Origin of the sequence: Rhizobium sp. Leaf311, assembly GCF_001423445.1 — a bacterium.
In the GTDB taxonomy this organism is placed as follows: domain Bacteria; phylum Pseudomonadota; class Alphaproteobacteria; order Rhizobiales; family Rhizobiaceae; genus Agrobacterium.
On sequence record NZ_LMNZ01000018.1, the window covers coordinates 112248 to 131899 of the forward strand.

16 protein-coding genes are annotated in these 19652 nt (G+C 54.8%); 3 read left to right on the forward strand and 13 right to left on the reverse strand.

From position 1 onward, the window contains the following. Positions 1 to 27 precede the first annotated feature (27 nt). From ASF69_RS16225 to ASF69_RS16235, 3 genes are all read right to left on the reverse strand, one after another. Positions 28 to 969 (reverse strand): ABC transporter substrate-binding protein, encoded by a 942-nt coding sequence (locus tag ASF69_RS16225; RefSeq protein ID WP_062589320.1) that lies wholly within the window; start codon positions 967 to 969, stop codon positions 28 to 30. A gap of 125 nt (positions 970 to 1094) precedes the next feature. Next, positions 1095 to 2117: an ABC transporter permease gene (locus ASF69_RS16230; RefSeq protein ID WP_062589239.1), complete on the reverse strand. Its 1023-nt coding sequence runs from the start codon at positions 2115 to 2117 to the stop codon at positions 1095 to 1097. Then, the gene (locus ASF69_RS16235; RefSeq protein WP_156462091.1) at positions 2107 to 3657 is read right to left on the reverse strand and encodes a sugar ABC transporter ATP-binding protein; all 1551 of its coding nucleotides are present in this window, start codon (positions 3655 to 3657) and stop codon (positions 2107 to 2109) included. The genes ASF69_RS16230 and ASF69_RS16235 overlap by 11 nt, the downstream gene beginning before the upstream one ends. A gap of 279 nt (positions 3658 to 3936) precedes the next feature. Between ASF69_RS16235 and ASF69_RS16240 the strand changes: the two genes are divergently transcribed. Together ASF69_RS16240 and ASF69_RS16245 are read left to right on the forward strand one after the other, a co-directional pair. Further along, positions 3937 to 4629: a FadR/GntR family transcriptional regulator gene (locus ASF69_RS16240; RefSeq protein ID WP_062589240.1), complete on the forward strand. Its 693-nt coding sequence runs from the start codon at positions 3937 to 3939 to the stop codon at positions 4627 to 4629. Between the two features lie 3 nt (positions 4630 to 4632). Next, a complete protein-coding gene (locus ASF69_RS16245; RefSeq protein ID WP_062589241.1) occupies positions 4633 to 6189 on the forward strand; it encodes an altronate dehydratase family protein in 1557 nt (518 codons plus the stop codon). Positions 6190 to 6272: 83 nt separating this feature from the next. Here ASF69_RS16245 and purH read toward each other — a convergent pair whose 3' ends face one another. The 4 genes from purH to htpX all read right to left on the reverse strand — a co-directional run bounded on the left by purH (position 6273) and on the right by htpX (position 12264). Then, the gene (purH, locus tag ASF69_RS16250) at positions 6273 to 7889 is read right to left on the reverse strand and encodes a bifunctional phosphoribosylaminoimidazolecarboxamide formyltransferase/IMP cyclohydrolase (RefSeq protein WP_062589242.1); all 1617 of its coding nucleotides are present in this window, start codon (positions 7887 to 7889) and stop codon (positions 6273 to 6275) included. A 146-nt stretch (positions 7890 to 8035) separates the two neighbouring features. Next, positions 8036 to 9658, reverse strand: coding sequence for a heparinase II/III family protein (locus ASF69_RS16255; RefSeq protein WP_062589243.1), 1623 nt, complete (start codon positions 9656 to 9658; stop codon positions 8036 to 8038). Between the two features lie 267 nt (positions 9659 to 9925). Beyond that, on the reverse strand, positions 9926 to 11314 hold the full coding sequence (locus ASF69_RS16260) for an RsmB/NOP family class I SAM-dependent RNA methyltransferase (RefSeq protein ID WP_156462087.1): 1389 nt from the start codon (positions 11312 to 11314) through the stop codon (positions 9926 to 9928). Next, on the reverse strand, positions 11305 to 12264 hold the full coding sequence (htpX, locus tag ASF69_RS16265; RefSeq protein WP_062589244.1) for a zinc metalloprotease HtpX: 960 nt from the start codon (positions 12262 to 12264) through the stop codon (positions 11305 to 11307). The genes ASF69_RS16260 and htpX overlap by 10 nt, the downstream gene beginning before the upstream one ends. 103 nt (positions 12265 to 12367) lie before the next feature. Between htpX and ASF69_RS16270 the strand changes: the two genes are divergently transcribed. After that, positions 12368 to 12568, forward strand: a complete 201-nt coding sequence (locus ASF69_RS16270; protein ID WP_062589245.1) for a DUF1674 domain-containing protein — start codon at positions 12368 to 12370, stop codon at positions 12566 to 12568. A 61-nt stretch (positions 12569 to 12629) separates the two neighbouring features. Here ASF69_RS16270 and ASF69_RS16275 read toward each other — a convergent pair whose 3' ends face one another. The 6 genes from ASF69_RS16275 to rho all read right to left on the reverse strand — a co-directional run bounded on the left by ASF69_RS16275 (position 12630) and on the right by rho (position 19645). Next, positions 12630 to 13514: a ParB/RepB/Spo0J family partition protein gene (locus ASF69_RS16275; protein ID WP_062589246.1), complete on the reverse strand. Its 885-nt coding sequence runs from the start codon at positions 13512 to 13514 to the stop codon at positions 12630 to 12632. Between the two features lie 60 nt (positions 13515 to 13574). Next, positions 13575 to 14366 (reverse strand): ParA family protein, encoded by a 792-nt coding sequence (locus ASF69_RS16280; RefSeq protein ID WP_062589247.1) that lies wholly within the window; start codon positions 14364 to 14366, stop codon positions 13575 to 13577. Between the two features lie 19 nt (positions 14367 to 14385). Continuing rightward, positions 14386 to 15006, reverse strand: a complete 621-nt coding sequence (gene rsmG / locus ASF69_RS16285) for a 16S rRNA (guanine(527)-N(7))-methyltransferase RsmG (protein ID WP_062589249.1) — start codon at positions 15004 to 15006, stop codon at positions 14386 to 14388. Between the two features lie 11 nt (positions 15007 to 15017). After that, the gene (mnmG, locus tag ASF69_RS16290; protein WP_062589251.1) at positions 15018 to 16889 is read right to left on the reverse strand and encodes a tRNA uridine-5-carboxymethylaminomethyl(34) synthesis enzyme MnmG; all 1872 of its coding nucleotides are present in this window, start codon (positions 16887 to 16889) and stop codon (positions 15018 to 15020) included. Between the two features lie 44 nt (positions 16890 to 16933). Beyond that, positions 16934 to 18253 carry a tRNA uridine-5-carboxymethylaminomethyl(34) synthesis GTPase MnmE gene (gene mnmE / locus ASF69_RS16295; protein ID WP_062589253.1) on the reverse strand — a complete coding sequence of 440 codons (1320 nt, stop codon included), beginning with the start codon at positions 18251 to 18253 and terminating at the stop codon, positions 16934 to 16936. Positions 18254 to 18379: 126 nt separating this feature from the next. Next, positions 18380 to 19645, reverse strand: coding sequence for a transcription termination factor Rho (gene rho, locus ASF69_RS16300; RefSeq protein ID WP_112964404.1), 1266 nt, complete (start codon positions 19643 to 19645; stop codon positions 18380 to 18382). Between the last annotated feature and the right edge of the window lie 7 nt (positions 19646 to 19652).

A 19652-nucleotide genomic window follows, 5' to 3' on the forward strand; every position in this document is an offset into this window, starting at 1 on the left:
CGCAGTCGCCCTCCCAAGGTTTGTTGTTTAGTAAAGGACGTTCTTGGCTTCCGGCTTGTCGATATTGTCCTTCGTGACAACGACGACGCCGGTATCGACGAACTTCTCGACCTTTTCCTTTTTGATGAGCTTGGTGACGGTTTCCACGCCCTTTTCGCCCATCTGGTACGAGCCCTGAACGACGATGCCAGCCAACGTTCCGTCCTTGACGAAGCCCTGCAGATCCTGATTGCCGTCGAAGCCCATGGCAACGACTTTTCCTGCCTTTCCGGATTGCGCCAGAGCGCGACCGACACCGATGGCCGTCGGCTCGTTTGCGCCAAAGATGCCCTTGAGATCAGCATTGGCGGCGAGAACGTCTGTCGTCTGGTTCAGGGCGGTGGCCATCTGCGACTGCGAGTAGTAGGGGCCAACAATCTCAAGCTTGGAATTGGCCTTGATATAGTCAGTGAAACCGCCAACGCGGCCGATTTCAGAGCCAGCACCGGCGACATAGGACATGACGGCAATCTTGCCTTCCTTGCCAACCTTCTCGATCAGTGCCTGGGCCGCCAGTTCACCCGCCTTCTTGTTGTCGGTGGCCAGAAATGACTGGTAATACTGCTCGGCACCCTTGGCGAGCTGCGAGTCGACAATCACAACAGGGATGCGGGCTTCCCACGCCTTCTTGACGGCTGGGACAAGTGCGTCTGGATCAGAAGGGGCAAGCACGATGCCGGACACCTTTCGGTTGACGGCATTTTCGACCATATTGACCTGATCTGCGATGGCGGATTCCGACGCCGGGCCCTGGAAGGTCATGGTATTGCCGGATGAGTTTTTCATCGCCGCATCTGCGCCCTTCTGGACGTTCTGCCAGAAGGTGGAATTGACGGTCTTGACGATGACGGCGATTTCGCCAGCCTGTACCGTCGAGACGCTCCACAGAGCGATAACCGACGTCAAAAGGGCAGTTGTCAGTCTTTTCATGATGTCCTCCATAGTACCGGCAGGCGATATCTCCTCGTCGCGCGCCGGTCATCCCGCGGAATGGGTCCGCACCCTCTCATATGTTTCTCTTCTCGCGAAAGAGACCATACGCCATCAAAACTGCGTCAGCGGCGGTTACGGAGCTGGTCGATCCAGACCGTACCGAGAATGACGAGACCGATGATGATCTGCTGTGTGAAGGCGGAAACGCCGTTCATATTAAGGCCATTGCGCAGGATGCCGATAACGAAAGCGCCGATTGCCGTACCGGAAATGGTACCCACACCGCCAATCAGCGAGGTGCCGCCGATTACGGCACTGGCAATCGCGTCGAGCTCGTACATGACACCCTCATTGGGCTGGGCGGTGACAAGGCGCGACATCAGAACGCAGCCCGTCAGCCCGGCAAGCGTGCCGGAAAGCACGTAGGTGAAGTTGGTCACACGGGCAACATTGACACCCGACAGACGCGCCGCTTCGGCATTCGAGCCAACCGCATAGATGTGACGCCCCAGCACGGATCGGTTGAGCATGAAGGCCACCGCAATGGCGATGACGATCATCAATATGACCGGGTAGGGAATGCCGGGAAAGACGACATTCGGGAAACCATCATCACCAATGGTCACCACTTTGAAAAGTGAACCGTTGCCGAGTTCGCCAAAGGATTCTCCAAGGCCGGACACAGCGCGGGCGCCGGTGATCTGCAGGGCAACGCCACGTGCAATCAGCATCATGCCAAGAGTGGCGATAAAGGGTGGCAGCTTGAAGCGCGTGACCAGCACTCCGTTGATCAGGCCACACAGGGAACCGGTCAGGATACCAAAGAACATGCCGACGGGAACCGGCATCCCCAGTTCCTTGACCGCCAGCGCCGCAACGACACCCGCCAATGCCAGAACCGAACCAACCGAGAGATCGATCCCTCCGGTAATGATGACGCATGTCGCACCGATACCAAGAAGGGCAATCGACGTTACCTGCAGCGCTATCGTCATAGCGTTGTTGACGGTAAAAAACGCATCGCTTGTGGCGGAAAACACCATTGTCAGCACGACAAGACTGCCAAGGGCCGCAAATTTCTGGATGATATCCTTCTGCCGGTCGCTGAAGGAAAAGCTCTTTGGCGCGGGCGTATTATCTGACATGTCTGTCTCCGCTGCTATAGCCGGAGGCATAGCGCATGATTTCTTCCTGATTGGTCCTGGCCGTTTCAACGATGCCGGTAATTCGGCCCTCGTGAAAAACGGCAATGCGGTCCGTGAGGCCAAGCACTTCCGGCAACTCCGAACTGATGAGAATGACGCCGATGCCTTTGGCGGCAAGTTCGTCCATGATCTTGTAGATTGCGAACTTGGCGCCGACATCGATGCCGCGGGTCGGTTCATCGAAAAACAGGATGCGTGATTGCCGAAACAGCCATTTGCCGATGATGATCTTCTGCTGGTTGCCACCCGACAACAGCCGGACAGTCTGCTTTATCGACGGGGTCCGGATGTTGAGAAGATCGACATAACGCCTGGCCGCATCATCGTGTTTCTTGAAATCGATAAGGCCGAAGCGGTTGGAGACTGCATCCATGTTGGCGAGCGACGTGTTGGCGGCCACCGACATTTTGATGGCAAGACCATCGCTTTTGCGATCCTCCGAAAGATAGGCGATTCCTTCGGCGATGGCGTCCTGCGGTGATGAGATGGCAAGCTCACGACCTTCGAATGTAATTGTGCCGGCATCAAATCCATCTGCACCGAAGATAGCCCTTGCCACCTCCGTACGGCCCGCGCCCATCAATCCGGCGAAGCCAAGAATTTCTCCGCGCCTCAGATCGAAGCTGATATCGTGGAACACGCCCTTCCGGCTCAGACCCTTTACCGAAAATATTACCTCATCCGTCGGTTTCGACATCCGCTCCGGGAATTTCTCTTCAAGCGAACGCCCCACCATGCGCGTCACGATATTGTCCACCGTCACTGCCGAAAAATCGTCCGTCGAAATATAACGGCCATCCCGCAAGATGGTAACCCGGTCAACGATCTCTGCCATTTCATCAAGGCGGTGCGAGATATAGACGATGCCGACGCCTGAGGCCTTGAGGTCCCTGATGACCTTGAAAAGGAGCCGGGTTTCCTGCTCTGTCAGGGAGGAGGTTGGCTCATCCATGATGAGAACCTCGGCATTGAGCGAAAGTGCCTTGGCGATTTCCACCATCTGGCACTGGGCCACGGAAAGGCCTCGGACCAACTGGTCGGGATCAAGATCGATGCCGAGACGGCCGAGACACCGGCTTGCATCCGCACGCAGCGTTTTTCGATCAACCAGAAACCCTCGTCTTGGCTCACGCGCGAGATAGATGTTCTCGGCGATGCTCAGATGTGGGACGAGATTGAGTTCCTGGTGGATGATGGCGATGCCCGCGGCTTCCGACTCGAGCGGAGACGCATACTGAACCGCACGCCCCTTGTGCAGGATTGTACCGCTGGTCGGCTGGTAGACGCCGCTGACAATCTTCATAAGGGTGGACTTGCCAGCACCATTTTCACCGCAGATGGCGTGAACCTCGCCAGATCGAAGGTCGAAATGCACATCGCTCAAGGCTTTGACGCCCGGAAACTCCTTGCTGATATTCTCAAGCTGGAGCAGGACGCGGCCGTGCTCGAGGTGCGACTGCGCGCTCCCGGAGGAATCCAGATTGACAGAGATGTCCTGCGACAAATGATACCCTCCCGGAAATGCCTCAACTCCACCCAAGGCATTTCTAATGTGCGAAATGGTTAGGCCGCTTTTGAAATTTGGTCAAGCCAATTTGGCAGATGATTGTGATTTGAACTCACGGACAGAGTCGGAAGGTTTTGGAGATTGAAAATTACCTATTGAATTTCAAGGAGATAAACATTTCCTTGCGTGTTTTCAATTCAATAAGTACGGTAAGGCCACTCGGCAGTCTCAAAGAGCCATCGAAAGAAATTTATGACTGGTCAGGCCAAAACACCGGAGCCCAGGAGGCTCTATCAGCAAATTGCAGATCAGATACGTGAACTGGTCGATGGCGGCGAGTTTGCCCCAGGTGCCCGCTTGCCACCCGAGCGCGAGCTTGCGCAGAGGCTTGGGGTTTCGAGACCCTCGCTGCGAGAGGCATTGATTGCGCTCGAAATTGACGGCAGCGTCGAAATCCGGATGGGGTCAGGCGTCTATGTTTCCGTGCAGCCACCGGAGGTCCGCTCTGGCACGAAGTCGCTGGGGGAAAGCCCATCTGAATTGATGCAGGCGAGGGCTGCGCTGGAGGGCGCTTCCGTCCAATTGGCGTCAAGCCGCATCACGCCCGCAGCCATGGAAAATCTGCGAGCGACGCTGGACGCCATGCGCCACGAGATTGATGCTGGGCGCAAACCTCTCGATCAGGACCGCCAGTTCCATGTGATCATTGCCGAACAGTCTGGCAACGGCGTTCTGGCGAGACTGGTGGAGAATCTGTTTGATGAACGCCACAGCCCAATTTCCGCGCAACTTCGGGTGAAGTTCGAAGACAAGAACACCTGGATTTTTGCCTTGCAGGAGCACGAGGCGATATTGGCCGCGCTCGAAGCACGAGACCCGCTGCTGGCGCAGGCCGCCATGCATCTGCATCTGGACAGTTCCAGACGCAGATGGGTCGAGAACTGATCGATGAATGACGAGGGAGGAAACCGCGTGACTGCGAACTCAGAGGCAACCATCTTGCTCAACACGCGCGACAATGTCGCGGTGGCCCGCCGCTCCATTCCAGCCGGAGGGGAAACGGGCAGGAATGGCCTGAAGGCTTTGGATCTAATCGGACGCGGCCATAAGGTTGCCCTGAAGACGATAGGTATCGGCGAAGAGGTGCTAAAATATGGCCAGGTGATCGGCGTGGCCACGCAGGACATCGAGGCCGGGCGGCTTGTTCACCTGCACAACCTCGCCATGGTGCCCTCGGAACATGCCCACCATTTCAGCGTCGATATTGAAGAAAAGGGAATGTTGCCGCTTGCTCAAAGGCGCACTTTCATGGGCTTTGCCCGCGGGGCAGGTGGCGTCGGCACGCGCAACTACATCGGCGTGATTGCCTCCGTGAACTGTTCCGCCACCGTCTCGCGCTACATAGCAGATTATTTCAACCGCGATGGCGGTCTGGATGGCTATGACAACATCGATGGCGTTGTGGCGCTGACGCATGGCAGCGGTTGTGCGATCAATACAAAATCCGAGGGTTACCGACTTCTGATCCGCACAATCCAGGGATACGCCCGCCACCCGAATTTTGGCGGCATTCTGTTGATCGGATTGGGATGTGAAACCAACCAGATCGCGCCGATCCTCGAACACTACAAAATGGAAGAGGGTGACCGCCTTCGCACCATGACAATCCAGCAACATGGTGGCACCCGCAAAACCATCGATGCCGCCATCGCCCACATCAAGGAAATGCTGCCCGGTGTGAATGCCGCGCAAAGGAGCGAACAACCCTTGTCTGCCCTGAAGGTGGCGCTGGAATGCGGAGGCTCCGATGGCTATTCCGGGATATCGGCTAATCCGGCACTTGGATATGCCTCCGATCTGATCGTGCGTAATGGTGGCACCACCGTTCTGGCGGAAACACCCGAAATCTACGGCGCCGAGCATCTGCTGACGCGCCGGGCAGCAACACCTGCAGTCGCGGAAAAACTTCTGCAACGGATCGACTGGTGGCGAGACTATACGGCTCGCAACGGCGACGAGTTAAACAACAACCCCTCTCATGGAAACAAGCTAGGCGGATTGACAACAATCCTCGAAAAATCACTTGGCGCCGTGGCCAAGGGCGGCTCCATGCCGCTGAAGGCCGTCTATGAATTCGCAGAGACAGTCACGGAACCAGGTTTTGTCTTCATGGACACCCCGGGCTACGACCCTGTGGCCGTAACGGGGCAGGTTGCCGGAGGATGCAACGTCATCTGTTTTACCACGGGACGCGGTTCTGTTTCAGGCTTCAAACCAGCCCCCTGCATCAAGATTGCCACCAACTCCGAAATGTTCGAGCACATGCGGGAAGACATGGACATCAACTGCGGAGAGATCGTAACCGGCAACGAAACGATAGAAGAATCCGGCGAAAGAATTTTCGAGCACATCATTGCCGTGGCCTCAGGAGAGAAGACCGTCAGTGAAATCTATGACTACGGCGACAATGAATTCGTGCCGTGGCAGGTCGGGGCCGTCACCTGAATTGTGTCTCACGTGAAACCATGAAAAATGCCGCCGTGATCTCCAAATCAACGGCGGCATTTTTTCATTGGGCTAGGTATCAATCAATGGCGGAAATGACGCATACCGGTAAAGACCATCGCGACATTATGCTCGTTGGCCGCATCAATCACGTCCTGGTCACGCATTGAGCCGCCCGGCTGGATAACAGCCGTTGCGCCCGCTGCAATTGCGGCCAGAAGGCCATCCGCGAATGGATAGAATGCTTCGGACGCCACAGCGGAACCCTTGGTCAGCGGCTCTGCAAGGCCCATGGCTTTCGCCGCATCTTCGGCCTTTTGCGCTGCAATTCGCGCGGAGTCGATACGGCTCATCTGGCCGGCACCGATACCTGCGGTCTGGCCGTTCTTGGCGTAAATCACCGCGTTGGACTTCACGTGCTTGGCAATCTTGAAGGCGAACTTCATGTCTTCAAGCTCTTGCGGTGTCGGTGCACGCTTGGTGACGACCTTCAAATCGAGGTCTTCCACCATGCCATTGTCACGGCTTTGGACCAGAAGCCCGCCAGAAACGGTCTTGGCGGTGATGCCGGGAGAGCGCGCGTCAGGCAGTCCACCTGCCGACAGAAGCCTGAGGTTGGGCTTGCGAGCAACAATCAGCTTTGCTTCTTCGGTCACGTCAGGGGCAATGATGACTTCGGTAAAGAGCTGGATGATTTCCTCGGCCGTCTCAGCGTCAAGCGTGCGGTTGAGCGCGATCACCCCACCGAAGGCCGAGACGGGGTCGCAAGCGAGCGCCCGCTTATAGGCTTCCAGAAGAGTGCTGCCCGTCGCCACGCCGCAAGGGTTGGCGTGTTTGATGATTGCCACTGCGGGCGCAGACTCCGGCAAAAACTCGGCAACGAGTTCATAGGCTGCGTCGGTGTCGTTGATATTGTTGTAGGAGAGTTGCTTACCTTGCAACAGCGTGGCTGTTGCCACGCCCGGCCGCTTTTCACCTGTCAGATAAAAACCAGCGCTTTGGTGCGGATTTTCACCGTAGCGCATCTTCTCTTTCAAGACGCCGCCGATGGCGCGATAATGTGGAGTTTCGATCTTGAGAGCATCGGCAAACCAGTTTGAAATTGCCGCATCGTAAGCTGCGGTGCGCGCATAGGCTTTCGCAGCAAATGTCTGACGCAAAGCATAGCTTGTCTGGCCATCGTCTGACTGGAGAGCCTCAAGCAGTGCAGGATAATCAGACGGATCGGTGATCACGGTGACATAGGCGTGGTTCTTTGCCGAGGCGCGGATCATGGCAGGGCCGCCAATATCGATATTTTCGACTGTGGTGGGATAATCGCCGCCCTTGGCCCGGACGTCTTCAAAGGGATAGAGGTTGATGACCGCAAGATCGATGCCTTCTATTCCATGCGCACGCATGGCTTCCACATGTTCTGCGTCATCACGAATGGCGAGAAGGCCGCCATGAACAGCCGGGTGCAACGTCTTTACCCGCCCATCCATGATCTCCGGAAAATTGGTAATGTCGGAAACATCCGTTACTGGCAGGCCCGCATCGGCGATGGCCTTGGATGTCCCGCCGGTGGACAGCAGCTTGACGCCGAGCTTGACCAAGGTACCGGCCAGCTCGATGATATCGGTCTTGTCTGAAACAGATAGCAGAGCAGTGCGGATCTTGACTTTATCTGGGGCGGGAATCTTCTTTGAAACGACAGCCATCGGGAAACTCCGTGATGCGGAAAGGACCGGCCGGAGACACGCCTCCAGCGATAGCCGCCGCGTTAGCACAGCTTTGTCGAATAATAAACAGAGCGGACCGTCCAAGCTGCAATTCATGCAGGCGTGTGCGTGGCGTTTGCGGAGGCTTAAACCCGTCGCTCTATGAGCCAGCGGATGTCAACGCTGCCTGTGACCATGCAGGAAATTTCTATCTGCTGAGAAGGACGAACGCCCGAAGCATGCGCCATGAACACATCATCGGCAATGGAGAGGACATGTCCTGGAGCCGCAAGAACCCAACTTGTCCCGTCCGTTGCCCGCATCATGACGGACTCTTCATCGAGAGAAACCAGTTCGATGGAGGGGTGAATGTGAAACCGACAGACGACCTCATCCGAAACCGACAGCCGTTTCGAGTCGTCGTGCTGGGCCTGCACCAGATCGCGTCCCTTTATCTTGCTCCCATCGGCATTCAACTCGATCTGACGCTGATGGATATATCCAAAGCTCTTGAGATAGCCGTCATGCGACGCTGTAAGGATGTCGGAGCCTTTAACATCTGTTTCACGGGTTGCCGTAACGTCGGTGACGCCCGGAAAAATGATTGGCCCAAATATGCTGGATCGGGAAATGCGAGAGGATGAGGTGTCGTTAATGGTGATTGTGGAATGCGCTGCAGTGGATCGGCTTGCGCGCTGGAATGCGGGGGCTGCGAAAGCTGGATAACCGGAATTCACAACAAATCGGCTTCTGCCGGACGAGAATTCGAAAGATAGGCAACCGCAATGGGCACCCTTCGAGAGCTCGAGACGCGACGGGATTCCAGTATCTACCAGTATTGACGTATCACCAACCGAAAGCCTCTGGTAGCCTATGTCCGGCAGAGTACGGGAGGGTCGCCCGGATGTCTCATCATATCGCAGCACGGATGCGAGTTCATTCGCAAGAGTTGCTGTAGAACCGTTGAAAAGCGCAAGGTCACCATCCTGATGTCGGAAGAAGCGGATAGCAGGGAACATACGATCAATAGCCGGCACAAGACCGGGTGGTACATCATGTCCCAGATTGATGTAGCTTTGTCTTAGAGGGAGAAGATCGAGCAGAAGATCCAGCATGATGCGAGGATTGCGAGAGATATGCCCGCCATCCGGCAATATCTGCCGCTCCAGCTCCTTATCAAGCTTCATGCCATGGCGGGCAATTCTCGATGGCCGGTTTGGTAACGAAATAGATGCCATGGCAAGGGCAATACGGGTCTTGAGCCGCGTTTCGCCATCTGGAGCGTGCTTCGCGATAAGGCTCAGATAGCGCACATGAAAGCCGAGGCTCTTCAGAAATCGTCGATAGAAGCCCGCATCCGCGGTTTGCAAAATAACCGGGGAGTGAGACAGCCAGGCGATCAATCTCTCAGCGACGATTTCACTCTTCCAGGCCGCACCGACAATTCTGCGTCCATGTCCAGCCATCCAGTCGGAAACGAGAATACGCGCGCGCACAGAAGCTTCTTCAGATTTACTGGCCCTGACATGACGAAGCCAACCAAAAGCATGGAGCGCTTCCTCGAATTCCGGCGATGGCATGTCCATTGTAAAAGGCGACACTCCGCCGGTTTCAAGGATACGCCCTGCCAACGCGATGCGACCGCGCACGAGTTCTTCGGCTATATAGGGGTCGACGGCATGGAGATCGGTCGGGGCTGCTACCAGGCCCGTGGGCGTCCTGTCCGTGAGTGTGAAGAATCGTATACGCAAAGGCGCAATACCAATCATGGTACTGTTCCAGAGGATGCGCAAAAACAACCTCGCAACACCGAAGCCGCTCTTCAGGGAGCCTACCAAACCTGTAATTCCCGTTTACGCAAGGACTTGTGGTATTTTAGATGATTACGGCTGCCAGGCAGCATTTGACAAGTCATTCAATCTTTCATGAAAAGCTTCATGTTTCGTTAACGGAGAAACCTTCGGCAGCCCTACGCGGGTGCCGCGTGCGGGAACCAAACACCAAAAAGAGAATGGCTATCGGAATCCGAGACCTACTTACCGTCTGCGCAAAATGCTCGCGTAAAAGCCATCGACACCCCCGAACATATCTGGCGTCGTTCTCATATCGCCACTCGCGTTAATGGCACATGCCATCTCAGGAAATGCAGACGACGACAGCGGGATACGTTCGAGCGTCGGCTCGCTTTTAAGAACTTTGGCCACCATCTCTTCGCCTTCCGAGGGATCAAGCGAGCAATTGGAAAAGGCAATGATGCCACCTGGCTTCACAAGTGTGATAGCATGGCGCAGCATCTGCTCCTGAAGGGCTGCCAGTTTTGCAATATCGGTGGTATCCTTTGTCCAGCAGACGTCCGGATGCTTGCGCAATGTGCCTGTGGAAGAGCAGGGCGCATCGAGCAGGACCGCATCGAACAACTCATCAGGTTGAAATTTCAACATGTTCAGCTCAATCGTTTCGGCGTTAAGCTTCAACCGTTTGAGATTTTCGCGCAGCCGGCGAAGGCGATTTCCAGATTGATCGAGAGCGGTAACTTCAGCGCCAGCCAGGATGAGCTGCGCTGTTTTCCCACCCGGCGCGGCACAGAGATCCGCAACGCGTTTCCCCGTCAGATCGCCCATGAGGCGGACAGGCATACTCGCAGAAAAGTCCTGAACCCACCATTCTCCATCATCAAAACCAGGCAGCGCAGAAACTGCACCTTCAAAGGAATTCAGCCTGACACTGCCATTGGGCATGACGTTGCCATCGAGTTTTTCCGCCCAGAAATCAGGATCTGATTTCACCGTGACATCGATGACAGAGGGAATAAGCTGAGCATCGGATATACGGCTGGCCGCATCATCGCCATACACCTTCGCCAGTCTTGAATAAAACCATGCGGGAAGAACGGGAACGGCCGAAATTGACTCGATGACTGTCTGCTTCTCTCGTCCAAGTCGACGCAATACAGCGTTCACAAGTTTGACGAAGCGCCGTGCTCGTGGGTCACGATGCGCCTGCTCCACGGCCAGGTCCACGGCCGAATGGTCGGGAACATCGAGATAGAGCATCTGCGTCGCACCCACCAGAAGCACATGGTGTAGTGACCGTGCGCCTTGCGGAAGTGGCCCGTCAAGAAGGGACGCAAGGGCAGCCTCGATCCGCGGCAGGTGGCGGAGCGCCGTATTGACAATGGCGCGAACCAGCGCGCGGTCCGCCAGGCTCAGTGCGCGATAAGCGGGATTTCCATTTTCCCCGTCCAACATTCCGTCGAGAGATGTTTTCTTGTCGAGAACCGCAGAGATGATTTTGACCGCCGCAACGCGCGCAGCAAGTCCGGGCTTCCAATCTGAATCGCCTTCGGAACCTTCATTCGCCCTGCCAGACTGATTTCGTTTTTGTTGCCTTGCCGGTTTGGCAGGATTGTTCAATGTCAAGACCAAGGCCCTTTGCGATCGCTGTTGCTTCCGCCAGATGCGCCAACCTTGGGCACGGAGCGGGATTTTCGCATCGCTGTACCACCTGATTGACCGTAGGTCGATGGCTGCGTGAATTCCTGCGACATAGCTTGAAGGGCTGCAACCCGGTTTTCCGTATTTGGGTGCGTGGAAAAGAGATTGTCCATCCGCTCGCCGGACAGGGGATTGATGATGAACATATGCGCGGTGGCAGGATTACGCTCCGCATCGTCATTATGGATCTGTCGTGCAGCCCCAGAGATTTTTTGAAGTGCTGATGCCAGCCAAAGAGGGTTGCCACATATTTCTGCGCCGCGTCGGTCGGCGGAATATTCGCGCGTACGGCTTATGGCCATTTGCACAAGCATCGCCGCAAGTGGCGCAACAATCATGGCGACCAGCACACCTATGAACCCGAGAGGATTGTTATTTTCCCTGTTTCCTCCGAAGAAGAATGCGAAATTGCCGAGCATTGATATAGCGCCCGCCAGTGTCGCGGTAATCGTCATCGTCAATGTATCGCGGTTCTGAACATGCGCCAGCTCATGTGCCATCACGCCTGCGACTTCCTGCGGCGTGAGACTTTGCAACAGGCCAGTCGAAGCCGCGACGGCAGCGTTTTGCGGATTCCTGCCCGTCGCAAAAGCGTTGGGCTGCGGGCTGTCATAGACATAGACCTTAGGCATCGGCAGACCGGCATTTTGGGACAGATCTTTGATCATCACGAAGAATTCAGGCGCAGTGCGCTCATCCACCTCCTGGGCGCGATAGGCCCTCAAGACCATTTTGTCCGAGTTCCAGTAGGAGAAGAAGTTCATACCTGCGGCAACGAGGAACGCGATCATCATGCCGCCTTTGCCGCCGATGAGAAACCCGATGCCCATGAACAAGGCCGTCATGAACGCCAACAACATGGCTGTACGCATCAAGTTCATCTAAAACGCTCCTTCCAGATATGAAATTGCTTATCAAAGATCAGCACAGCGTATAATCTGGTTACTGAGATACGTTTTTCAATGACTCCATGGACCAGAAGACATGCACGATGCCGACAACGACAACACGGGTGAAAACCCTAGGAAAATCTCGCCAGCAGCACAACGTGCGCTTGATGAGGCTGAAGCACGACGCTTGAAGGCGAAAGAACTGGAACTGCCACCAGAAACCGGTGGGCGAGGCGGCGCAGAGCCAGTCCGTTTCGGGGACTACGAAATAAAGGGGCGCGCTATCGACTTTTGATTAAGAGCGCATTTCGGCCAGAGTAAAGAAACTACCCTGGCCACTTAACGTACGCTCTTCATCATCTTTGTTCAAGCAAGCGGCAAACCGCCTCGAGTTGTTCGAGGGTCCGGTAGTTGATCCGGATGTTGCCGCTGCTGCCTTTGTGGGTGATCTTTACATCAAGCCCCAGCGCGTCGCTCAAAGTGCGCTCCAACGCCACGGTGTCAGAGTCTTTTTCATTTTCCGCTTTGCGACTTTGCGTCGGGTCGAGTTGTTGTTTGATGTCGGCCTGAGCAATCCGTTCCGCATCACGTACAGAGAGCCCCTTAGCGACGATCGTCTTTGCCAATTGAACCGGATCTGACGTTGATACCAGAGCGCGGGCGTGACCCGCCGACAAAGAACCTTCTGCGAGCATATCTCTGACAGGCTCCGGAAGCTTGAGTAGCCTCAGACTGTTAGCAACGTGGCTCCGGCTCTTGCCTATGATTTCGCCAAGATCGTTCTGGGTATAGCCATGTTCGGCGATAAGCTGATCATAACCCAGAGCCTCTTCGAGGGGGTTGAGGTCTGAGCGCTGAACGTTTTCAACGATTGCAAGTTCGAGCGCGGTCCGATCGTCGACATCGCGGACGATAACAGGTATCTCTGCGAAGCCTGCCAGTTGCGCCGCACGCCAGCGCCTTTCACCGGCAATGATTTCAAAGCGATTGTCTGCCACGGTACGAACGACAACCGGCTGAACGATCCCGTGCTGGCGGATTGACGATGCCAAATCCTGCAGCTCATTTTCATCGAAGTGACGGCGAGGGTTGCGAGGGCTTCTAGCGACAAACTCGATTGGCACTGTACGGTCGGCGTTGACCGTCCGCTGAGGTTCACCAACAGGAAGGGGTTGATCCATCTCGCCGATCAACGCCGCGAGGCCACGCCCGAGCCGGCGCTTCGATAGATCATCGCTCATGAGATACTCCACACATTAACTAGGGTCGATTTCATCTGGCAAAGAGGTGACGCAAGGCACTTATGCCGCCTTGCGTAAACGCTCGCGCTGAATAACTTCAGAGGCCAGCTGCAGATAGGCCTGGCTGCCAGCGCATTTCAAATCGTACAAAATGGCCGGTTTCCCATAAGAGGGTGCTTCAGACACTCTAACGTTTCGCGGTATAAGTGTATGATAGACTTTCTCGCCGAGATGGGTCCTTACGTCACTCACCACCTGCTGAGCCAGATTGTTCCTAGAGTCGAACATCGTCAACACGATGCCTTGAATATCAAGGGCTGGATTGACGGTGCTCTTTATCTGGCTGACGGTATCGAGCAACTGGCTTAATCCCTCAAGAGCGAAGAATTCGCACTGGAGAGGAACCAGGACAGAGTGCGCTGCCGCCATCGCGTTCATCGTCAGCAGGTTGAAGGATGGGGGGCAGTCCACCAATACATATGAGTATGCGCGGGCGTCAGCGGTTTCGAGAGCCTTTTTCAGCAGGAAAACGCGGTTTGTCGCGTTCGCCACCTCCATCTCGAATCCAAGAAGATCCATTGTCGATGGAACAATATCGAGATTTGGGACCGCGGTTGGGACCGCCGTTTCAGAAACCGAATTCGTGCCGATCAGCAGGTCGTAGGAAGAAAACTTGCGCTCACGCCTATCAATTCCCAGTCCCGTGCTCGCATTTCCTTGCGGATCAAGATCAATAACGAGAACTTTCTCGCCTATCGCAGCAAGGGCGGTGGCCAGATTTATGGCAGTCGTCGTTTTACCGACACCGCCTTTTTGATTAGCGATCGTTATTATTCGGTTCTTTTCCAACATTGAACGGCACCTGACTTGGTCAATCAGCACGTCGATGCAAATTGCTGATCTCCAGAACAACGGAGTTTGCGTCGATGCTGCTTTGGTGTTTTATCAGATCAAACTGCCAACGACCACGAGCTTTTTCCAACTCGGCTTCATAATCCCTGCCTTTGTTGAGCAGCGCACGCAATTTTTCGTTCTCAGCCGCCCAGGGATGGACATATCCGAGCAGATTGTCGAGATCTGCGAGCGCTCGAGCCGAGATGGCATCAACCGTACCGACGGTTTCTGGTGCCGTTTCAATTCGGACCGGATGGATACTGCCTCTCGCCCCTGTCTCAGCCAAAGCGAGGCGTAAGAAACCAGCCTTCTTATGGTTACTCTCAACCAGATTGACCCAGCCGTCTCCTGTCTCAGCGAGAAGAATTGCGGTTATGACTCCTGGAAATCCGCCGCCGCTGCCAAGATCGGCCCAGCGAATTGGCTCTGGGAGGAGCTGATGGATTTGCATACTGTCAGCGATGTGGCGCGTCCAAATATCCTGAAGCGTGGAAGGCGCCGCGAGATTCGTAACGGCATTCCATTTCTTAAATAATTCTACAAAATGCTCGAGGCGCTGTTGTGTTTCACGTGAAACACTCTGTCCGTTTATAATCATTATAGGACTCGTTAGGAGTGTGATTGCAACCGATCCTGGGCCGCGGATTTACGTATGAGGGCCAATATCAAAGAAATGGCAGCCGGGGTCATTCCGTCGACCCGTGTTGCCTGTGATATATTGGCCGGCCGTGCCTTTTGAAGCTTCTGTCTTAGTTCGGTTGACAGTCCAGAAATCGCGGAGAAATCGAAATCATCTGGAATGATACGCTGTTCATCTCTCTTTATATCGACGATGTCAGCACTCTGCCGCTGCATGTAAACGGCGTAGCTCGCTTCAATCTCCAGAATTTCCGAGACCTTTGGGGACAGCGATGCAATCTCTGGCCAAATGATCTTAAGCCTTGCTGTATCAATGTCAGGATAGGCTAGCAGCTCATAAGCGTTACGGCGTTGGCCATCTCGATTGATTTGAAGGCCGTGTTTGGCGGCTTGAGAAGGGCTAATCGATAATGCCTTTAAATAGTTTCGACCCCCATCGAGCTCTTCAAGAAGAACGGAGAACTTTTCAGAGCGAGATGTTCCAACAATTCCCAAAGACATCGCTAGTGGCGTCAGTCGGAGGTCTGCATTATCGACTCTGAGAGACAATCGATATTCAGCTCTCGACGTGAACATGCGGTAGGGTTCGCTGACGCCCTTTGAAGTCAAATCGTCAATCATGACGCCAATATAGGATTCAGTTCGGCTGAAATGAACTGCGTCAGCACCAGACGCACGCCTGGAAGCATTGATGCCCGCAACCAAGCCCTGAGCCGCGGCTTCTTCATAGCCAGTCGTGCCGTTAATTTGACCGGCGAGGAAGAGTCCAGGTATTTTCTTTACCTCGAGAGACATATGCAGTTCGCGAGGATCTACATAGTCATACTCAATCGCATAACCGGGCTGGAGGATCGTAACGTTTTCCAAACCCGGTATCGTTTTGATAAATCGTTCTTGGACAGACAGGGGGAGTGACGTTGAAATACCGTTAGGGTAAATCGTGTGGTCGTCCAGTCCTTCTGGCTCCAGAAATATCTGATGCCCGTCGCGCTCGCCAAATCTGACGATCTTATCTTCGATAGACGGGCAATAGCGTGGCCCGACGCCCTCGATCTGCCCGGAATACATTGCTGACAGATGGATATTATCCTGAATTATCTTGTGCCCAGCGGGAGTCGTTCGGGTTACCCCACACTCGATTTGCGGATTGACGATAGTATCGGTCATTAATGAAAAAGGAACAGGATCCTCGTCTGCTCCCTGCCGCTCAACCGAAAGCCAATCTATCGTCCGGCCATCCAGTCGGGCGGGCGTGCCAGTCTTCAGGCGACCCATCGCCAAGCCTGCCCTAGCAAGCGTTTCAGAAAGACCCAAGGAGGGTTTCTCGCCCATTCTTCCCGCGGGTGTCTTTTCGGAACCGATATGAATCAGGCCTCGAAGAAACGTGCCGCTTGTGAGAACAACCGCCTTGCAAGGAAACCGCTGCCCGTCCGCGAGAACGACGGCATTGACTGTGCCATCTAGCATCTCAACGTCCCATGCATCACCTTCGATGACGGTGAGATTGGGCGTTGATGCTATTTCAGACTGCATTGCTTCTCGGTAAAGACGTCTATCTGCCTGGGTACGAGGGCCGCGAACGGCGGGTCCCTTCTTCTTGTTCAGCATCCTGAACTGAATACCGCCAGCGTCGGCCATCCTGCCCATGAGGCCGTCCATCGCATCGATCTCGCGAACAAGGTGACCCTTGCCAAGACCACCGATGGCGGGGTTACACGACATCACCCCGATCGTCGCCCTGTTGTGGGTTAATAACGCTGTCTCAGCGCCGTATCGAGCCGAAACGGCCGCGGCTTCACATCCGGCGTGTCCACCGCCAATAACAACAACGTCATAGGTCATATTGTTCAATGCCTCGTCGGAAAAATCCGAATGTTTCACGTGAATCACTTCCCGATGCAGAATTCGGAAAAGATGACGCCCAGCAACTGCTCTACGTCAACACGGCCAGTAATTCGCCCAAGCGCTGTCGCAGCGAGACGAAGATATTCAGACCTGATTGCTAGATCGGTATCGGTCGAATTAAGAGCATCACTAACATAGTTCAGCGTCTCTACAAGCCTATTTTTGTGCCTGAGCCTGCCGGGCGCGAGCGTGAGGCCGGAGCCTGTTCTGTTTTCAATCTGATTTCGGATGAGGCTCTTCAGTTGCTCTAGCCCATCGCCGGTCTTGGAAGACACCCGCAGGCCGGCAACGTCGTCGCGCCCCGGTGCCAAATCTGATTTAGACCATATTGGAAAAGCTTCGGCTGACACCTTGTTAAATTGTTGCGGGGCCGAATCAAAAGCTGAGAGCTGGATCACCATATCGGCAGCGGCGGCTGTTTTCTCTGCCCGTCTCACACCCTCTTTCTCAACGACGTCATCAGTCTCTCTCAAGCCGGCGGTGTCGAAGATTGTTACAAGATAGCCACCAAGATCCAGGTCAACACTCAGGACATCACGTGTTGTGCCCGCGATATCAGTAACGATGGCGATGTCTCTACCGCTTAAGGCATTAAGGAGGCTGGACTTGCCAGAGTTCGGTGCGCCAATAAGGGCAACTTTAAAACCGTCGCGGATAATCGTAGCGTGCTCAGCTTCTCGGAGATGAGATACCAGTTCATCGCGAATTGCCCCCACTTCGACCCAAACCCGGTCTGAAATCGAGCCAGGAACATCATCTTCATCGGCAAAGTCCAGTTCTGCCTCAATGAACGCTCGACATCTCGTCAGCCTGTTAGCCCAGTCGTCATATAGCTCAGAAAGGTTACCGCTTGTCTGTTCCAGCGCCAATCGACGTTGCATCTCTGTCTCAGCTTTGAGGAGATCAGCAACTCCTTCGACCTCGACCAGGTCCATCTTTCCGTTATCATAGGCCCTTTTGGAAAACTCTCCTGCTTCCGCTGGGCGCAAACCATCCATTGAGCCAAGTTCTGCGAATACAGCGTCTACGACGGCCCGCCCGCCGTGAACATGAATCTCTACGCAATCTTCCCCCGTAAAGGATTTTGGCGCCGGGAAATTCAACACGAGAGCTTGATCGATTGGAGAATTATTTCGGTTACGAATCGTTCTCAAGGCAGCAAAACGGGGCTTAGGGAGATCGCCGCCAATCAACTGAGCCAAGGCGCTCTGCGCCTTCGCGCCGCTTAGCCTGATTACAGCCACTCCAGCGGGAAGCGAGCCGCTCGATAATGCGTAAATAGTGTCTTGCGATATTGTCATCAGATCAACTCTCACATCGCAGACGAGCGTAACGACCTTTCTGCGATAAGACCTCACACCATCAGTACAATGAAATTGGCCGCGCCCATGGGACGCGGCCTGATCACTTCTTATAAAACAGACGACTTAAGTGTTCATGGAGTCGAAGAAGTCGCCGTTGTTCTTCGTCTGCTTCAGTTTGTCGATCAGGAATTCGATGGCATCTGTAGTGCCCATCGGGGCGAGAATACGACGTAGCACGAAAATCTTCTGGAGGTCCTGGCGAGGCACAAGCAGGTCTTCCTTACGCGTGCCGGACTTGAGAATATCCATGGACGGGAAGATGCGCTTGTCTGCAACCTTGCGGTCAAGAACGATTTCCGAGTTACCCGTACCCTTGAATTCTTCGAAGATGACTTCGTCCATGCGGCTACCAGTATCGATCAGAGCGGTCGCGATAATCGTGAGCGATCCGCCTTCCTCGATATTACGCGCCGCGCCGAAGAAGCGCTTGGGGCGCTGAAGGGCATTGGCGTCAACACCACCGGTCAGAACCTTACCGGAAGAGGGAACAACCGTGTTATAGGCGCGGCCAAGACGGGTGATCGAGTCCAGCAGGATCACGACGTCACGGCCGTGTTCCACCAGACGCTTGGCCTTTTCAATGACCATTTCGGCGACCTGCACATGCCGAACAGCGGGTTCGTCGAAGGTCGAGGAAACAACCTCTCCCTTGACCGAGCGCTGCATGTCGGTGACTTCTTCCGGGCGCTCATCGATCAATAGTACGATCAGATAGCACTCTGGATGGTTCGCCGTGATGGAATGCGCAATATTCTGCAGCAGGACAGTTTTACCAGTCCGCGGCGGCGCCACGATCAGGCCGCGCTGACCTTTGCCGAGCGGTGCAACGAGATCGATCACGCGGGCCGAGAGATCCTTGGATGTCGGAACATCCAGCTCCATCTTGAAGCGGTCGTTCGGATAAAGAGGCGTCAGATTGTCGAAATGGACCTTGTGACGGATTTTTTCCGGATCATCGAAATTGATCGTGTTGACCTTGAGCAGCGCAAAATAACGCTCGCCTTCTTTGGGTCCACGGATCGGTCCCTCAACCGTATCGCCTGTCTTCAGAGAGAAGCGGCGTATCTGGGACGGCGAAATATAAATGTCGTCAGGGCCCGGGAGATAATTCGCATTCGCCGAACGCAGGAAGCCGAAACCATCCTGCAGGACCTCGACGACGCCTTCGCCGATGATCTCGATGTCCTGACTTGCCAGTACCTTGAGGATTGCAAACATGAGCTCTTGCTTGCGCATCGTGCTCGCATTTTCGACTTCCAGGGATTCGGCAAAAGTCAGCAAATCGGTAGGAGATTTGCTCTTAAGTTCCTGAAGCTTCATTTCAGCCATGAAGAGA